We start from the raw sequence: 16,484 nt of genomic DNA, 5'->3' as shown, positions 1-16,484 counted from the left end.
ACTCTGCTTTCAAAATTATTCATACTTAGAGCTACTCACAATAAAGTTAAAAAAACTCATGATTTTTCTTCTTTTTTTGTTTATATTTTAATTTCAATGGGGTGATAAGAATAACGATAAGGGGTGTGCTTATGACAGCACAAGACGCCGTGCTACCGGTACCTGTATTAATTGTTGAAGACGAATATGTCATTCAGTGCCGTTTAAAGAACATATTGAAGGATCTGGGGTATAGTGATGAGGTATTGCTATTCGCCAATAATGTCAGGGAAGCCGAATATCTTCTGCAGCAAGAACCGTTCTGTTTAGCACTGATTGATCTTGGATTGCCAGATGGAAATGGCATTTCCATTATTGAAAAAATACATGAGCTCGGTTCACAAACTTTGATACTCGTCGTATCCGCTTGGAGTACTCAGGACAGTCTGCTAAAAGCAATTAAAGCAGGAGCAACTGGTTATGTACTCAAGGAACGTGATGATACAGAAGTAAGTCTGGCAATTCGTAGTATTTTGCGTGGCGGCGCACCCATTGATCCTTTTATTGCACGGGAAATTCTCAAGCAGATTTCCAGTTCAGAGCCATCTTCCTCTTTGGAGCAGATCGTACTTGATCCTGAACAGGAAAGCTTGACTCAACGGGAAAAAGAAATTCTTTCATTGGTGGCACAGGGGCTCAGCAATCGTGAAATTGCTGATGAACTCTGCGTGTCACGTTATACCGTTGAAAGTCATATCAAGCATATTTACCGCAAACTCTCTGTTAGCAAGCGGACCAAAGCAGTCAGCACCGCCCGGCATTTAGGTATTCTTTAGTGCGAATGCTGTCTGTTAGCAAGATGTTTGGGCAAAGACTAAGGCTCTTCGCTCTATTAATGATAGGGAGCTGGCTGAGCCTATTCTCTTGCATCAGCTTGGCACAGAATAATTTTCAGATTAACGAGCTTTGTCAGGTGAACATTGAACAGCAACAAAAAGTTCAAGTCCCAAGTCATCTCGAAATTCCGGAGGCGGGCTGGCAACCTGTAACATTACCGGATAACTGGAAAAATAACTGGCCGAAATATAATGGGGGTGCCTGGTATAAAATTCGCTGGGGTTGGTCTTGTCAGGACAATATACGTCTCGCTGAACCCATTGTTTTTGGTATTGATTATCTGAACTCTGCTGGAGCTGTTTTCCTGAATGATGATCTGCTGTGGTCGGATCAAAACCTGCAAGAGCCTTTGTCTAAAAGCTGGAATGTACCACGTTACTGGATTTTGCCCATTGCGGGCTTGAAGCAGACAGACAATGAACTGCTGATTTATGTACGAGGCTATAGTTTCCAGGGTGCAGGGCTTGGCAGAATTGAATTTCACAACATCATGGCCAATGACCAGCATTACTCAAAAAAGATCTGGGATCGCCGTACGCTCTTTCAGATCAATATGATTCTATCCGGTACGATTGGAGTCATTAGCCTGATTATCTGGCTATTCCGACGTTCAGAAACCACTTTTGGCTGGCTGGCGTTGAGTTCATTATTGTGGATTCTGTTTATCTCCAATGTATTAACCACAGAGAATTTTCCTTTTCCCTCCAGTATATGGGCCGGTAAAGCCAATCTGATTTTCTTTATCCTCTATATGCACTGTTTTTGTCTGTATCTAATTCGGTTCTTGAAGCAGAAATTTCAGCGTTTGGAGCGGGGACTTATCGGGGTGACTGCTTTATTCAGTCTATTCATCATAGCCAGTTCTTTAGATCATTTAGAAGCAGTGCTAAGTGTTGCTTTTGTCTGCTATGTGCTGCTTTATATTAGTTGTGTCATCTATGTTAGCTACTGGGCAATTAAAACTCGAAATGGCGAATATCTGTTTCTGATGCTTTGTCTGTGGGGAATTTTGCTGTGTGTCATTATAGATCTGATTATTCTGGGGCGAACGGCGGTTAGTGAATTCTCACCTTTATCACCTTATACATCACCGATTATTATTCTGTTTGTTGTGCTAATTATGGGGACACGACTGAATCGTAATATTAAAAAAATCGAAAAATTTAATACGCAGCTGGAATCCAAAGTACGGCAAGTCAGTGCAGATCTAAATAAAAGCCTGAGTGATCAGCATAAGCTGGAACTGGATAATGTGCGTTTGCAGGAACGGATTAATCTGTCACATGAACTGCATGATGGACTAGGTGGCTCGATTGTGCGTTCCATGATTCTGGTGGATCAAAGTACCGAAAACATTTCCAATCGACAGTTTTTATCTATGCTGAAGCTGCTTAGGGATGACCTGCGTCAAATCATCGATAGCGGTTCTTCTATTGACAATAAAGTGCCTGAAACGCCAGTGATCTGGATTGCGCCAGTACGTTACCGATTTACTCAATTGCTGGAAGAAATAGATATCGCCGTAGAATGGTCATTTCCTAAAGTCTGGCAGCGTGAACCTACGGCTTTACAATGTCTGACCCTGATCCGTGTGGTAGAAGAAAGCTTGACCAATATTATCAAGCATAGTCAGGCCACAAAAGTGAGTGTGAGTATGGAATATACACAACCACATCAACTGACTTTAAAAATTCAGGACAATGGTATCGGTTTTAATCCGGAGATGGTGCAGAAAAATGGCATGAGCATTGGTATGCGCAGTATGAAAATGCGTATTGAACGCATGGGTGGAATGCTGGATATTCAGTCTGCGAAAGGCGATACTTGCGTACACGTGGTGATGGAACTCTATCAGCCTTAATCATCTCAAAATTATACATACATAAAAAAGAAGGATCATATGATCCTCTTTTTTTATAGACTTAAAATGACCGAGATATAAAAACTTACTCTTCTTCAGCCGGTGGCACTAGCATCAGTACAGAATCATTCAATAGCTCAGCAACATCCTCCAGTATATCTTCGTCAGCGAAATCTTCATCCAATAAGACACGCGCACCATCAGCAATCTGCTTCAGTTTTGAAGTAAATGCTTCAGAAATACAGATTCCCTCACCATTGGCCCAGAATAAGGTTTCACCATCTTCTTCTGTATAGAGTAAGCGTGAAGCGGGTTCAAGCATCAGGCTATAGCCCTGATCAAGTGCTTCTTCCAGATCACCTGTACCAATTTCTTCAGCTTCCGGAATATTCTCTTCATATTTTGGTTCTGACATCAGGCTCATGATGGCATCTTCAAGCACATTGGAGTTATGCAACTGCTCCATGATTTTGCCTTTCAGATATTCAAGTTCATTGCCTGTGACTTCACCCGCAGCACTGATATGATCGCGAATGATGTCAGTCAATGGATTGCGTAAGACTTCATTTTCCGAAAATTTATCGCCTACACGGTCCATCATGTCACTGACATTTGGCATACGGAAACCAAAAGAGAAAGTCAGACAGTCATCTTCTGCTACGCCGTAATGAGACAGACCGGGTGGAATATACAGCAAATCACCGGGTGCAAGGACTTCATCAAAATTCACATCCATTTCTGGCAATAATTTTAATGGCTGCCCCGGTACAAGTTCGGTCTCAGCATCACACATTTGCCCCAGTTGCCAGCGGCGATGACCATAGCCTTGAACCAGAAAAACATCATAAAAGTCGAAATGTTGACCGACTGAACCGCCTTGAGGTGCATAAGACACCATGATGTCATCACGACGCCATTGAGGGATAAAGGCAAACTTTTTCCAGAGTTCAGACAGGTCGAAAGAATAGTGATCCACAGCCTGAACCAGTAAAGTCCAAAGCTTAGGCATCTTCTGGAAGTCAGCTTTTAATAAAGGAGATGTCTTGACCGACCACTGATTTGGATCACGATCTTTCTGCTTGATCAGACGTGCAGTGACATTTTCTTCAAGTGCTAGCTCCATCACATCATCAGGCTCTAGCAGGCCTGCGATTTCAGGCATGGCATTACGTACCAGCAGCGGTTTTTTTTGCCAGTATTCGGCAAGGAATTGTTCAGCGGTAATACCGCCTAAAACGTCTAGAGGTAGGGACATAAATAAAGCCTAAAATAAAGGAGATTAAGGAACTAAAATCTTTAGCTCACGAAGAATATTACATAGCTGAATCATTGGCATACCCATCAGGGTAGTTTGATCCTGACCGATCATGGTTTCAAACAGACTAATCCCAAGGCTTTCACATTTAAAACTACCGGCACAATGCAGCGGCTGTTCGATCTCTACATAACGCTCAATTTCCGCTTGAGACAGTTTGCGGAATTTGACTTTGTAATGTTCTACCAGCGTACGTTCAAAACCGGTAGATTTCTGCTGAACGCTGAGCGCTGTACTGAAATACACAATCTTGTCCGAATTGGCCTGCAGCTGGCGAATGGCCTTTTCTATTGTTAAAGGCTTACCCATAAAGATATCTGGTGCGCCTTCACGCCAGGCTACCTGATCAGAACCAATTACAATCGCATCAGGATGTAGCTCAGCGATATGACGAGCTTTTTCAAAAGCCAGGCGTTTGGCTAATTCATCCGCATGATTTTCACCTTGGGGTGATTCATCTATGTCCGGGACGACCGATACGTAATCAAGACGTAGACGGTTCATCAGTTCTTTACGGGTCTGGCTTGAAGAAGCCAAGATGATTTTTGCGGTATTCATTAGACAGCGTATTCTTCTAAAATATGGAGAGGAACGTAAGCAAGGACAGCTTTGTGACAGGCTTGCAGCTTGATCGGTGGCGCTTGTCCAGCTTCATAAGCTTCTACCCAGCGTGTAACGCAGATACACCAGAAATCACCAGGTTGCAGTCCAGGAAATCCCAGTTCTGGTAATGGTGTAATCAGGTCATTGCCCACTTTCTGGGAAAAATTCAGAAATTCAGAGGTCATCTGTGCACAGACAGTGTGCTGTCCCAGATCGGTAGGTGCGGTATGGCAAAAGCCATTACGGAAATACCCAGTAATGGGATCAAAACAACAGCTTGCCAAAGGCTCGCCCAGAACATTAAGACGGTTAAGATTAGGATCAGGATGTATCGACATAGGTACTGAATCTGGAAGAAGCTTTTTTCTATCATAACAAAACTTTGGCATTCATAATGTTTTCTGCAAAAGATGCTAACCTTTTTCTGCATAATCATTTAAAATCGCCTCGTTTTTAATATCTATAAAGAGAGCTCTACAATGAACTTTCAGCGTATGACTGACCTTGACCTGACGGGTAAACGTGTTCTGATCCGTGAAGATTTAAATGTACCGGTTAAAAATGGTGTAATCACTAGCGATGCGCGTCTACGTGCTGCATTACCAACAATTAAAGCTGCAGTAGAAAAGGGCGCGGCTGTCATGGTGTATTCACACCTTGGTCGTCCAGTTGAAGGTGAGCCGAAGGCTGAACAGTCTCTTGCGCCTGTAGCAGCTTATCTGACTGAAGCATTGGGTCAGGAAGTAAAACTTTTCACAGACTATCTGGACGGTGTTGAAGTTCAGCCGGGTCAAGTGGTTTTACTGGAAAACTGCCGTTTCAACGTGGGTGAAAAGAAAAACAATCCTGAACTTGCAGCAAAATATGCAGCACTTTGTGACGTATTCGTGATGGATGCATTTGGTACTGCACACCGTGCAGAAGCATCAACTGAAGGTGTCGCTCGTTTAGCTAAAGTAGCAGCAGCAGGTCCTTTATTGGCAGCTGAGCTAGATGCTCTTGGCCGTGCATTGAAAACGCCTGAAAAACCAATGGTTGCGATCGTTGCGGGTTCTAAAGTTTCTACCAAGCTTGATGTTTTGACTTCATTGTCTGATATCTGTGATCAATTGATCGTTGGTGGTGGTATCGCAAATACGTTCCTTGCAGCTGCTGGTTACAATGTAGGTAAATCACTGTGTGAAAATGACCTGATCGATACAGCGAAAGCGATTGCCGCAAAAGTTTCAGTTCCGCTTCCAACTGATGTTGTGGTTGCTGATGCCTCTGAAATCAACTTTGATGACTTCCTGGGTTCATTGGCTGCAGCGAAAGCGACTGTGAAGAAAGTTGAAGATGTTGCAGACAATGACATGATCCTTGACGTGGGTCCAGAAACTGCAAAAGCATTTGCTGAAATCCTGAAAACGTCTAAAACAATCCTTTGGAATGGTCCAGTCGGCGTATTCGAAGTAGATCAGTTCGGTGAAGGTACTAAAGCACTGTCTTTAGCAATTGCTGAATCTGAAGGCTTCTCGATTGCTGGTGGTGGCGATACTTTAGCTGCAATCGACAAATACGAAGTTGCTGACAAAATTGGCTACATCTCGACTGGTGGCGGTGCATTCCTTGAATTCGTTGAAGGCAAAACACTTCCTGCAGTTGCGGTATTGTTAGAGCGTGCTTAATCGCATGCCCTAATGTAAAAAGCTGGCTTGATGCCAGCTTTTTTTATTTTTATCGCTTATTTATTCCAGATCTGTTCATCAATGATTCATTAAAGTGCAATAAAGCTGTCATAAGATGCAGACAATAGAGTATGAAGATGAGATCTTTTGATGAAACAGCACCTCACTTTAGCTGCATTGCTGGCAGCATCTTTTATTTTTACTGCCTGTACCCAGCAGGAAAATACACCGGCAGAGAACGTAGAAAATACAACAGCTGTAAATGAAGAGAGCATTAGTCCGGAACAGCAAGCCGCAATTGATGCGATTGATAAACCGGTTCTGGATGAAAAAAATACAGATGTTCCGGCTGAAATTGCCAATGCACCTGCAGATGCCGCAACTGTAGATCAATCTGTATCAGGTGCTTCTGAGCCTATGACACCTTAACTCAGACTATGCAAGTAAAAATCCCTGCTTTTGCAGGGATTTTTTATAAAATATTGTATTTTTTGGCTGTATTGCAATAGTTGAACATGTAGAATATGGCCCATTACCTGGGAGGATATTATGGCTCTTATTTCGATGCGCCAGCTCTTGGATCACGCCGGCGAACATGCTTACGGCGTACCAGCGTTTAACGTAAACAACTTAGAACAAATGCGCGCAATCATGCTCGCAGCAGATGCAACGAATTCACCTGTGATCGTGCAGGCATCTGCAGGTGCTCGCAAATATGCAGGTGCACCATTCTTACGTCACCTTATCTTGGCTGCAGTTGAAGAATGGCCACATATTCCAGTGGTAATGCACCAGGATCATGGTACTAGCCCTGACGTATGTCAACGTTCAATCCAGTTAGGCTTTACTTCAGTTATGATGGACGGTTCACTGGGTGAAGATGGTAAAACACCAACTTCATACGAATACAACGTTGATGTGACTCGCCGTACTGTACAAATGGCACATGCATGTGGCGTTTCAGTAGAAGGTGAAATCGGCTGTCTGGGTAGCCTTGAAACAGGTATGGCAGGCGAAGAGGATGGTGTAGGCGCTGAAGGCGTACTTGACCATTCTCAACTGCTAACTTCAGTTGAAGAAGCTCGTCAATTCGTTGCAGATACCAATGTTGACGCATTAGCCATTGCTGTGGGTACTTCTCACGGTGCATACAAGTTTACTCGTCCACCTACAGGCGATATTCTTGCAATTGACCGCATTAAAGAAATTCATGAAGCACTGCCAAATACTCACCTTGTAATGCACGGTTCAAGCTCTGTGCCACAAGAATGGCTGGCTGTGATTAATCAGTATGGCGGCGACATCAAAGAAACTTATGGTGTTCCTGTTGAGCAACTGGTTGAAGCGATCAAACACGGTGTTCGTAAAATCAACATCGATACTGACTTGCGTTTAGCGTCTACAGGTGCAATGCGCCGTATGATGGCTGAAAAACCAAGCGAATTCGATCCACGTAAATTCTTCAGCGCAACTGTAGATGCAATGAAGCAAATCTGTATCGACCGTTATGAAGCATTTGGTACTGCAGGTAATGCAGACAAGATTCGCCCAATCTCTTTAGAGAAAATGGTTGAGCGTTATAAATAATTCCTTGTGAATAATTTATAAGAAGAGCCCACAGCGAATGTGGGCTTTTTTATATTTAAATAAAGATGAAGAATAAGAGCAGCATATGGAACTGATTTTTATTGCAGCATTATGTAGTGTTGCAGTCTCGATACTCTTAAAAATTGCTAAAAATAGAGGCTTGAGCCCCATCCACATGATTAGCTGGAATTATGTTACAGCCAGCGTATTGTGTTTTTTCTGGTTCAAGCCAGACATCCAGCATATTTCCATGAGTCAGACTCCATGGCTACTGATTCTGGCGCTTGGCGTTTTATTGCCGAGCGTATTTCTATTTCTGGCCAAGTCATTACAGACAGCAGGAATCTTAAAAACTGAAATTGCCCAGCGATTATCGGTTGTACTATCACTGGCCGCTGCTTATTTCATTTTTCAGGAACAATTTAACCAGCTCAAGATGCTGGGTATTGTCTTAGGCATAAGTTCCGTACTGTGCATTCTATTCTCACACCGTCAGGCATCAGAAAGCTCCAGGCAGGGAATGTTTTTTCTGGGTCTGGTGTGGTTTGGTTATGCACTGATTGATGTCTTGTTGAAATATACCACCAGCCTTGGTCTACAATTTGCTGTGGCACTGAACTTGATGTTTATCTGCGCCATGATTCTGTCGATGATCTATCTGCTGCTGCAATATCGTCATCTGGGTTCTGGCAAGGATATTGGTTTCGGTCTGTTATTGGGTGCGTTGAACTTTGCCAATATTGCTTTTTACGTCAAAGCACACATGATGCTCAAAGATACGCCAGCGATTGTATTTGCGGGCATGAATATTCTGGTGGTGATTTTTGGTGTGATTGCAGGATTGTTCATCTTTAAAGAACGACTCAAACCTGCAAGTGTGATCGGGTTGATTCTAGGTGTGATTAGTGTTGTTTGCCTAGCATATGCAATGTCTGTTTAACATAGGAAGATGCAAATTCAAGCGGATAACGTAACAGGTCTTCTTTTTCAGCCCGTCCAAGCAATAAGCCTGCCTGTTTGCAGTCTGGACAATGCGGATAACGATGCTGGGCATTAGCATAGTGATGTAAATAGATCTTATCGCAGTGTTTGCATTCGAATTTTAAAGAGCTGGATGGTAAAACAGACATGGGTACCTCTAATTGTTATTCTAGTTGGATGTTTGGAGAATAAAGCAAAAATTAGGCCCGAATTGACAAGAAAAGGGGCACTAGACCCCTTTTATACCATAAAATGCTTACAGTTTGGTGAAAATATCTTCAGCTTGCAGACGAGATTTAGGCAATTTGGCATTGAAATCATTTTCACTGCGATAACCTAAAGTAAGCAGTACTGATGGAATCAGGCCTTGTTCAGCTAACTGTAATTCCTCACTCAGAATGTCTTCATCAAAACCACCGATCGGTGTGGCATCAATACCTTCACTTCCTGCAGCCAGTAAGATCTGTCCCAATGCAATAAAGGTCTGGTTTTCTGCCCAGCGCTGAATATCGCCTTTTTCATTACGATAATAATGTACATAGCCGGTACGGGTATTCTTTTGACCTTCTTTGGCGCTCTCATCTTTAAAACGACCACTGAGATCATCACGATTTAACAGATTGTCCAGATGTAACTCGTCAATATCGGCTTTGGTACAAAATAAAATGGTATGTGAAGAGTCCAGCACTTTGGGAGCATTGTAGGCATAAGTTCCAACTAGTGCTTTGGCAATACGCTGTTTAGCGGCATCATTGTCGGCAATAAAAAAATGCCAGGGCTGAATGTTAATCGAAGATGGCGTCAGGCGTAAGATTTCTAATAAACGTTCAAATTGTTCTGCTGGAACCTTCTTGTTAGGGTCATAAGCTTTAGTGGTATAACGGGTTTGAGCGATCTTGAGTAAATCCATTGATGGACTCCAATCTTTTGATAAGGCGTTTAGAAATATGCTTTAGGCATCTAGATTTTTCTGATCAAAAGATTATTACAATAAAAACATCATCGGCAAAGTTTATATTTATATAATCTTGAGTGAAATTTTATGAAAAACTAAGAGTTAAATCAGATAAAAAGCAAGCTTTTGTATATTGGCAGTTTCTGGTAACAGGAGTTTAATAAGGACTTCAGGCAATAGCATGCAAGATAGGTGGGCCGATGCAATATACCAATTACTTTAAACGTAAATTAAAGACGCAGCAGCAAATTGGCTTGTGGGTCGGACTGGCTGACGCGTATGGAACAGAAATTGCGGCAAATGCAGGCTATGACTGGCTCTTGATTGATGGCGAGCATGCCCCAAGCGATTTAAGAACAACGCTCTCTCAATTACAGAGTATCGCTGCTTATCCATCTCAAGCTGTAGTACGCCCACCAATCGGCAGTGTACAACTGATCAAGCAGTTACTGGATATTGGCGCACAGACCTTATTGATTCCTATGGTAGAAACTGTGGAGCAGGCCGAATTAATGGTCAAAGCAGTCCGTTATCCACCGGAAGGAATTCGTGGTGTGGGTGCTGCGCTGGCACGTGCGACACGCTGGAACAGTATCCCGAATTATTATCAGACTGCTCATGAAAATATCTGTTTGTTAATTCAGATTGAATCGGTGACAGGTCTGGAAAATCTGGATGAAATCCTCAAGATTGAGGGGGATTGATGGTGTATTTATTGGGGCGGTAGATCTTTCAGCGACTATGGGTTATCAGGGGAATCCGAACCATCCTGAAGTACAAAAAGCAGTAGTAGACGCTATTCAGCGGATTCGTGCATCAGGTAAGGCTGCTGGGATTTTATCGACGCAGCATGAAGCTACCCAGAAATATTTGGACATTGGAACTGAGTTCGTTGCAGTAGGGGTTGATACCAGTGTTCTGATGAATTCGCTTCGTGAACTTTTGGCGAAATATAAACCTGATGCTGAAGTCATCAAGTCAGAAGGCGGTTATTGATTATAAAAATATCAGAGAGTCGTAAATTGTGGTTTCTCAATATTGATTACTTACATAGAAGATATTTTATAAAAGCTCTGATTTGTCAGAGCTTTTTTATTTACTTTAGCTATAGTAGTTTAAAAAATAAGATGGGTGGGATTGTAAAATGAAACCAGAAGAAATTGATATATTTTTTGAGCAGCAAAAACAGATCCATGAGCAAAAAAACAACAACGTTATCATTTAGGGCAACGTATCTTATTCGTCTTTAATGCTGACTTATACATTGCTTAGTGGATATCTGGCAGTTTTAAACTTTCTTGATTCAGGTGATTTGATCTCTGGCTTTAGTATCATGATGTTGATCGGTTTGTTTTATATGTTGAAATACTTCTTTACTGGACATTCAGATAGGCGAAAAAGCATCTGAAAAATACTACTCTTGACATATGTCATTACAATGTAATTTTGCTATTTGGTCAAAAAAGAGTTATAAGATAATTACTTTAAAGCGAATACTGTTTTCGCTGGTTTATTTTTAGCTGATTGTGATACACGAAAGACAGGTTTTCCTGTTAAAAAAACTCTAGCAAACCCAGAAATAAGATTTATTTTTAGTCTATAGCTCTCCTTGTTTAATCACAAAAAGCTCATATTATGAGTGAATATTTTGAAAAATTTAAATACATGGTCTATCGCGACCGCCATTAATGGTTGTGAAATTCAAGTCAAAGTTGTACCAATGCAACGTCAGCAAAATACCATCAATGGTATGATTATGGTCAATGTGGGCAAGATGATTGAACTTGAAAATGGTGAACAATATCCATTTAATCTGGATGGTAAAAGTTTCTATACTGGTTTTAACCAGTTATACCGTTTAAGTTAAATAAAATATAAAAAGCAACTGCTCGCAGTTGCTTTTTTTATGGGTAATACCAGATTTTTAGCTGAATGTTATGAATATCAATATCCGAGCTGCCCAGCTCTAAAATCTCAGCATAATCAGCTTTCCAATCTCCTAAAACAACTCTTTTTTTACCATTTACATCATGGATTGCAGCGCGGTGAGTATGTCCATGAATCAGCACATCTGCTTCTTTGAGTGCTGCTTCTACCGCAGATGGGTTTACATCCATAACCTCATAGCTTTTCAATTGCTGTGCTTCATGGCTTTTCTTGCGGAAACCGTTGGCGAGTCTGGCTCGAAAGCTAAGAGGCATTTTTCTTAAAAAACCTAACATCCAGGGATGACGGATGATTTTTCTGAAACGTTGATAGGACACATCATCGGTACAGAGTGCATCGCCATGTTCGATCCGGTATCGGATCGAACCGATATTTAAACTGGTCATTTCAGGTAAAAGCTGTCCGGAAAATTGATCCAGAAAATCTTGGCCTAAGGCAAAGTCACGGTTACCGATGAGAAAATAGATTTGATTGCCGGCCTGGTTAAACTGTTTTAAAGCACTGACGATTTCATCCAGCCAGGGAGCAGTGTAGTCATCTCCAATCCAGGCATTGAACCAGTCGCCCAAAATATACAGTTGGGTATTTTTATGCTGATAAGCTGCTAATAAATCTAAAAACCCCCGAACGAGTCGAGGGTGATCAGGTGACAAATGTAAATCTGAGATAAACAGATAGGTCACGAATCTTTTCCTTATTTTTTAATCCCTCCCGACCTCCCTTTCTTGCGTTTCGTTTTAAAAGCAGTGCTTTAAAACTTACTCAGGGAGGAGAAAAACCATCTTTAAAAATGGTGGTTCCCTCCTTTATTAAAGGAGGATTAGGGAGGATTTAAAATTACTCAGAAATGATTTTTGCAGATTCGATCACAACGTTCTCTAGAGGAACGTCAGCGTGGTAGCCACGGTTGCCAGTGCGAACACCTTTGATTGCATCAACAACATCCATGCCTTCAACTACTTTACCAAATACGGCATAACCCCAACCTTGTGCAGTTTTGCCAGTATGGTTAAGGAAAGAGTTGTTTTTCACGTTAATGAAGAATTGAGCAGAAGCAGAGTGAGGTGCTTGAGTACGTGCCATTGCAATGGTGCCTACATCGTTGCTTAAACCGTTGTCAGCTTCGTTTTCAATCGCATCACGTGTTGCTTTTTCTTTGAAGTTTTCATCCATGCCGCCGCCCTGGATCATGAAACCATCAATAACGCGGTGGAAAATTACGCCGTCATAAAAACCGTCACGTACATATTGCAAGAAGTTAGCTACTGTTTTAGGTGCTTTTTCAGCGTTTAATTCAAGAACAATACGACCTTTATTGGTGTTTAATTCGACTTGAGGAAAACTCATTGTGTAATCTCCTAATCATGGACTAATGCCATGGTTTTTTCTGAATGAAGGAAGCATAAGCAAACTACAATCGACAAGGCAAGCAAAAACATAATTTTCTTTGTTAAAAACATAAAAATCGTATCTTATTTATGCATTGATTTACAAAGTCATTTCTTCGAGATCATGCGTCTTCATAAAGCTTGTCTGACCCTAAGAGCATGCACTGATCTGCTGGCTCAGTCAAAAGCGGATATTTTACGATTTGGTAAGCTATTGTATTTTCCAATTTGAAAATGAACGAATTGAAATCAAATACCTAAGTTAACGGTTGAGAGATCATTCACCTATAGTTAAACTAAAGAACCTTTATTTAGTGAATACAGTTAGACCGCGTGAGCTACTGCATATTCATTAATCCCTTTTTAACTTTAGAAGTGAATGATTAATCATGAAGCCAAATGATGTTGTGACGTCTCTGCCCGACAACCCGACCCAAAATAAGAATGCAGTCGATTCAGTGCAGCAGCAGGAACAACAACCAGGCTTAGACTTTGTACGTCAGGTGATTACTGACGATCTAGCAGCTGGTCGTACCCAGCAAGTGGTCACCCGTTTCCCGCCTGAACCAAATGGTTATTTGCATATTGGTCATGTAAAAGCGATCTGCCTGAACTTTGGTATTGCTGAAGAATTTGGTGGCCTGTGCAACCTGCGTTTTGATGATACCAACCCCGATGCAGAAGAGCAGGAATATGTGGATGGTATTGCCAATGATGTGAAATGGCTGGGCTTCCAGTGGAATGGTGAACCACGCTATGCATCAAGCTATTTTGATCAGTTATATGCATGGGCAATTCAACTGATTGAACAGGGCGATGCCTATGTGGATCTGCAAACTCCGGAAGAGATCAAGCTAAACCGCGGTAACTTTGTAGAGCCAGGTAAAAACTCGCCACAACGCGATGCGACTGTGGAAGAAAACCTTGAGCGTTTCGAGAAAATGCGTACTGGTGAATATGCTGAAGGCGAAGCGGTATTGCGTGCCAAGATAGATATGAACTCACCAAATGTGCATATGCGTGATCCAATCCTGTATCGTATTCTGCATTCTGCGCATCACCAAACTGGCGATAAATGGAAAATTTATCCAATGTACGACTATGCGCATCCATTATCAGATGCGATTGAAGGCATTACGCATTCACTTTGTACACTGGAATTCCAGGATCACCGTCCATTCTACGACTGGGTGGTGGAAAAAGTTAAATCGCCATCAGTTCCACGTCAATACGAATCTAGCCGTCTGAATGTTGATTACACCATCACTTCTAAACGTAAGCTGCGTAAGCTGGTTGAAGGCGGTTATGTCAATGGGTGGGATGATCCACGTATGCCGACAGTTGTCGGTATGCGCCGTCGCGGTTTCACGCCTGAAGGTCTACGTGATTTCTGTAAGCGTGTAGGTGTGTCTAAAGTCGATGGCAGTATCGTTGATGTAGCAATGCTTGAATATTGCATCCGTCAATCTTTAGAAAATACTGCAGCTCGCGGTATGGCAGTATTGAATCCACTGAAAGTGACTTTAACCAATTTGCCAGCGGATATGGATCTGACTCATTCACGTCATCCAAACGTAGATATGGGCGAACGTATTATTCCGCTCACTTCAGAAATCTATATCGACCATAAAGACTTTGAAGAAGAGCCACCTAAAGGCTTCAAACGCCTAATCCCGGGTGGTGAAGTGCGTCTTCGTCATGCTTATGTCATCAAATGTGATGAAGTGATTAAAGATGCGAACGGTGAAGTGGTTGAATTGAAATGCTCAATCGATCCTGAAACTTTAGGTAAAAATCCTGAAGGCCGTAAAGTAAAAGGTGTAGTTCACTGGGTATCTGCAACCAAAGGTATTCCTGCCGAAGTTCGCATTTACGATCGTCTGTTCACTGAATCTGATCCAGAAACTGGGGATGACTTCCTGGCGAATCTGAACCCTGAATCATTGAAAGTGGTTCAAGCAGTTATTGAGCCTGCGCTGGCTGAGGCAAAACCGGAAGATCGTTTCCAGTTTGAACGTGAAGGCTATTTCGTAGCGGATCAATATGATCATACCAGCGACAAACCAGTGTTCAACCGTATTCTAGATTTGAAAGACAGCTTTAAACCTGGCAAATAATTTAAGCGAAATCCCTAAAAAGCCCAACTCCGGTTGGGCTTTTTCAATCGTGGCAGGAAAGAATGAATGATTGTTCGTGATAAAAGTAATAGCTTTAGTCTGCTGTTTGCATGGCATGGCACAATTTTGCCTAAAGTTCTGCCTGCCTTGGGGCTGGTAATTTTTCTTTCAGGCTTGCTGGTCTATCTGCGTCAGGCGCATTTTTTTAGCTTTCCTGCAGTGCCGGCCATAGGCTTTACCATCTTCGGGGTGATTCTGTCGATTTTTCTCAGCTTTCGTAACACCGCCTGTTATGACCGTTGGTGGGAAGGGCGCAAGCTGTGGGGAGCGCTGATTGCTACGACACGTCATTTATGCCGTGATAGCTATGTCCTTGATGATCAGTCACGTGAAATCCTGTTGTATCGAATGATGCTGTTTACTCATTTATTACGTGACCGTTTGAGACAGAAGCAGCAAAGTATTCAGCATTACCAAGCCCACACTAATTTTGAAGTTGCTGCATTTGAACAATTGTCCACGCATATCAATGCATCACAATGGGTACTGGAACAGATCCAGAAAGATTTGGTTTTGCTCTATAAACAGGGCAAAATCACAGACATTATTTATAACAATTTGAATCAGCATACAGTGGCTTTGGGTGATATACAGGCGGGTTGTGACCGGATCTTGTCGACGCCGTTACCATTTTCCTATTCAGTGCTATTGCATCGTGCTGTTTATTCTTTCTGTTTTATCCTGCCATTTAGTCTGGAAGCCAGTCTTGGTTTATGGACACCGATTCTAGTTGGTCTGATTGCCTATATGTTGTTAGGGCTAGATGAACTGAGTGCGGAACTGGAAGAGCCTTTCGGATTTCAGGATAATGATCTGCCTTTAGATTCTATTGTGAGATTGATCGAACGTGAAACCCTGAGTTCTTTAGGACAAGAATTACCTGAAGCAATTAAAGCTCAAAAAGCTTATTTAACTTAGGTTTAAACTGATTCTAATGAAAAGCTAATTATTAAATATAAATCAAATGATAGACATTTTATTTTTTTAAATATTTTTTTAAGGCTCTAGACTAGCAAAATGATTATGTTAGTCTAGAATCATGATAGAAAACAGTAAATTAAGTCACTACAAGATTAAAAAAATTATTCAATGCTTTTGTGTTGATATTCCTGCTTCCAAAACAGCCT

Annotated in this window: 16 protein-coding genes and 2 pseudogenes; 11 read left to right on the top strand and 7 right to left on the bottom strand. The window is 41.8% G+C overall.

Going from position 1 to position 16,484, the window contains the following annotated elements:
- Window positions 1-131: 131 nt before the first annotated feature.
- Window positions 132-815, top strand: a complete 684-nt coding sequence (locus FTV13_RS09280; RefSeq protein ID WP_034702603.1) for a response regulator transcription factor — start codon at window positions 132-134, stop codon at window positions 813-815.
- Window positions 816-874: 59 nt separating this feature from the next.
- The gene (locus FTV13_RS09275) at window positions 875-2,737 is read left to right on the top strand and encodes an ATP-binding protein (RefSeq protein WP_180011840.1); all 1,863 of its coding nucleotides are present in this window, start codon (window positions 875-877) and stop codon (window positions 2,735-2,737) included.
- A gap of 85 nt (window positions 2,738-2,822) precedes the next feature.
- Here FTV13_RS09275 and FTV13_RS09270 read toward each other — a convergent pair whose 3' ends face one another.
- From FTV13_RS09270 to FTV13_RS09260, 3 genes are read right to left on the bottom strand one after another with little or no spacing between them, the layout of a single operon-like run.
- Window positions 2,823-3,992: a cupin domain-containing protein gene (locus tag FTV13_RS09270; RefSeq protein ID WP_166136604.1), complete on the bottom strand. Its 1,170-nt coding sequence runs from the start codon at window positions 3,990-3,992 to the stop codon at window positions 2,823-2,825.
- A 24-nt stretch (window positions 3,993-4,016) separates the two neighbouring features.
- A complete protein-coding gene (locus FTV13_RS09265) occupies window positions 4,017-4,610 on the bottom strand; it encodes a nucleoside triphosphate pyrophosphatase (protein ID WP_034702599.1) in 594 nt (197 codons plus the stop codon).
- Entirely contained in the window at window positions 4,610-4,993 is a 384-nt protein-coding gene (locus FTV13_RS09260) for a DUF2237 family protein (protein ID WP_034170328.1), read from the bottom strand. The genes FTV13_RS09265 and FTV13_RS09260 overlap by 1 nt, the downstream gene beginning before the upstream one ends.
- A gap of 141 nt (window positions 4,994-5,134) precedes the next feature.
- On the opposite strand from FTV13_RS09260, the gene FTV13_RS09255 reads away from it, so the two are divergent.
- The 4 genes from FTV13_RS09255 (at window position 5,135) to FTV13_RS09240 (ending at window position 8,849) form a co-directional block, all read left to right on the top strand.
- Window positions 5,135-6,322 (top strand): phosphoglycerate kinase, encoded by a 1,188-nt coding sequence (locus tag FTV13_RS09255; RefSeq protein WP_034702596.1) that lies wholly within the window; start codon window positions 5,135-5,137, stop codon window positions 6,320-6,322.
- 150 nt (window positions 6,323-6,472) lie between these two features.
- Entirely contained in the window at window positions 6,473-6,751 is a 279-nt protein-coding gene (locus FTV13_RS09250) for a hypothetical protein (RefSeq protein ID WP_052026304.1), read from the top strand.
- A 120-nt stretch (window positions 6,752-6,871) separates the two neighbouring features.
- Complete coding sequence (gene fba / locus FTV13_RS09245; protein ID WP_104426189.1) at window positions 6,872-7,909, top strand: class II fructose-bisphosphate aldolase; 1,038 nt, start codon at window positions 6,872-6,874, stop codon at window positions 7,907-7,909.
- Between the two features lie 85 nt (window positions 7,910-7,994).
- Window positions 7,995-8,849, top strand: a complete 855-nt coding sequence (locus FTV13_RS09240; protein ID WP_179992319.1) for a DMT family transporter — start codon at window positions 7,995-7,997, stop codon at window positions 8,847-8,849.
- On the opposite strand, the gene FTV13_RS09235 is transcribed toward FTV13_RS09240, so the two are convergent.
- A complete protein-coding gene (locus FTV13_RS09235; protein WP_004786112.1) occupies window positions 8,812-9,039 on the bottom strand; it encodes a hypothetical protein in 228 nt (75 codons plus the stop codon). The two genes, FTV13_RS09240 and FTV13_RS09235, sit on opposite strands and share 38 nt — an antisense overlap.
- Window positions 9,040-9,146: 107 nt before the next feature.
- The gene (gene nfsB, locus FTV13_RS09230; RefSeq protein WP_166136614.1) at window positions 9,147-9,800 is read right to left on the bottom strand and encodes an oxygen-insensitive NAD(P)H nitroreductase; all 654 of its coding nucleotides are present in this window, start codon (window positions 9,798-9,800) and stop codon (window positions 9,147-9,149) included.
- A 245-nt stretch (window positions 9,801-10,045) separates the two neighbouring features.
- Between nfsB and hpaI the strand changes: the two are divergent.
- Window positions 10,046-10,841, top strand: a pseudogene (hpaI, locus tag FTV13_RS09225) (4-hydroxy-2-oxoheptanedioate aldolase).
- Between the two features lie 652 nt (window positions 10,842-11,493).
- Window positions 11,494-11,712 (top strand): hypothetical protein, encoded by a 219-nt coding sequence (locus tag FTV13_RS09220; protein WP_004786100.1) that lies wholly within the window; start codon window positions 11,494-11,496, stop codon window positions 11,710-11,712.
- A gap of 37 nt (window positions 11,713-11,749) precedes the next feature.
- On the opposite strand, the gene FTV13_RS09215 is transcribed toward FTV13_RS09220, so the two are convergent.
- Together FTV13_RS09215 and FTV13_RS09210 are read right to left on the bottom strand one after the other, a co-directional pair.
- Window positions 11,750-12,475 (bottom strand): UDP-2,3-diacylglucosamine diphosphatase, encoded by a 726-nt coding sequence (locus tag FTV13_RS09215; RefSeq protein ID WP_179992321.1) that lies wholly within the window; start codon window positions 12,473-12,475, stop codon window positions 11,750-11,752.
- 154 nt (window positions 12,476-12,629) lie between these two features.
- Window positions 12,630-13,139, bottom strand: coding sequence for a peptidylprolyl isomerase (locus FTV13_RS09210; RefSeq protein ID WP_004786097.1), 510 nt, complete (start codon window positions 13,137-13,139; stop codon window positions 12,630-12,632).
- 430 nt (window positions 13,140-13,569) lie between these two features.
- On the opposite strand from FTV13_RS09210, the gene FTV13_RS09205 reads away from it, so the two are divergent.
- From FTV13_RS09205 to FTV13_RS09195, 3 genes and pseudogenes are all read left to right on the top strand, one after another.
- Entirely contained in the window at window positions 13,570-15,297 is a 1,728-nt protein-coding gene (locus FTV13_RS09205; protein WP_179992322.1) for a glutamine--tRNA ligase/YqeY domain fusion protein, read from the top strand.
- Between the two features lie 66 nt (window positions 15,298-15,363).
- Window positions 15,364-16,275 carry a bestrophin family protein gene (locus FTV13_RS09200; protein ID WP_180011838.1) on the top strand — a complete coding sequence of 304 codons (912 nt, stop codon included), beginning with the start codon at window positions 15,364-15,366 and terminating at the stop codon, window positions 16,273-16,275.
- A 121-nt stretch (window positions 16,276-16,396) separates the two neighbouring features.
- Window positions 16,397-16,484: pseudogene (locus tag FTV13_RS09195) on the top strand (IS1595 family transposase); the annotation flags it as partial.

This window comes from Acinetobacter sp. YH12235, from assembly GCF_013417705.1.
Taxonomy (GTDB): Bacteria; Pseudomonadota; Gammaproteobacteria; order Pseudomonadales; family Moraxellaceae; genus Acinetobacter.
This window is presented reverse-complemented; position numbering and strand designations above follow the sequence as displayed.

Bases quoted from the DNA above. Each gene is read 5' to 3' on its own strand.
- FTV13_RS09235 (WP_004786112.1), bottom strand. From the start codon at position 9,039: ATGTCTGTTTTACCATCCAGCTCTTTAAAATTCGAATGCAAACACTGC.
- FTV13_RS09260 (WP_034170328.1), bottom strand. From the start codon at position 4,993: ATGTCGATACATCCTGATCCTAATCTTAACCGTCTTAATGTTCTGGGC.
- fba (WP_104426189.1), top strand. From the start codon at position 6,872: ATGGCTCTTATTTCGATGCGCCAGCTCTTGGATCACGCCGGCGAACAT.
- FTV13_RS09280 (WP_034702603.1), top strand. From the start codon at position 132: ATGACAGCACAAGACGCCGTGCTACCGGTACCTGTATTAATTGTTGAA.
- FTV13_RS09200 (WP_180011838.1), top strand. From the start codon at position 15,364: ATGATTGTTCGTGATAAAAGTAATAGCTTTAGTCTGCTGTTTGCATGG.
- FTV13_RS09255 (WP_034702596.1), top strand. From the start codon at position 5,135: ATGAACTTTCAGCGTATGACTGACCTTGACCTGACGGGTAAACGTGTT.
- FTV13_RS09205 (WP_179992322.1), top strand. From the start codon at position 13,570: ATGAAGCCAAATGATGTTGTGACGTCTCTGCCCGACAACCCGACCCAA.
- FTV13_RS09265 (WP_034702599.1), bottom strand. From the start codon at position 4,610: ATGAATACCGCAAAAATCATCTTGGCTTCTTCAAGCCAGACCCGTAAA.
- FTV13_RS09275 (WP_180011840.1), top strand. From the start codon at position 875: ATGATAGGGAGCTGGCTGAGCCTATTCTCTTGCATCAGCTTGGCACAG.
- FTV13_RS09240 (WP_179992319.1), top strand. From the start codon at position 7,995: ATGGAACTGATTTTTATTGCAGCATTATGTAGTGTTGCAGTCTCGATA.
- FTV13_RS09250 (WP_052026304.1), top strand. From the start codon at position 6,473: ATGAAACAGCACCTCACTTTAGCTGCATTGCTGGCAGCATCTTTTATT.
- FTV13_RS09210 (WP_004786097.1), bottom strand. From the start codon at position 13,139: ATGAGTTTTCCTCAAGTCGAATTAAACACCAATAAAGGTCGTATTGTT.
- nfsB (WP_166136614.1), bottom strand. From the start codon at position 9,800: ATGGATTTACTCAAGATCGCTCAAACCCGTTATACCACTAAAGCTTAT.
- FTV13_RS09270 (WP_166136604.1), bottom strand. From the start codon at position 3,992: ATGTCCCTACCTCTAGACGTTTTAGGCGGTATTACCGCTGAACAATTC.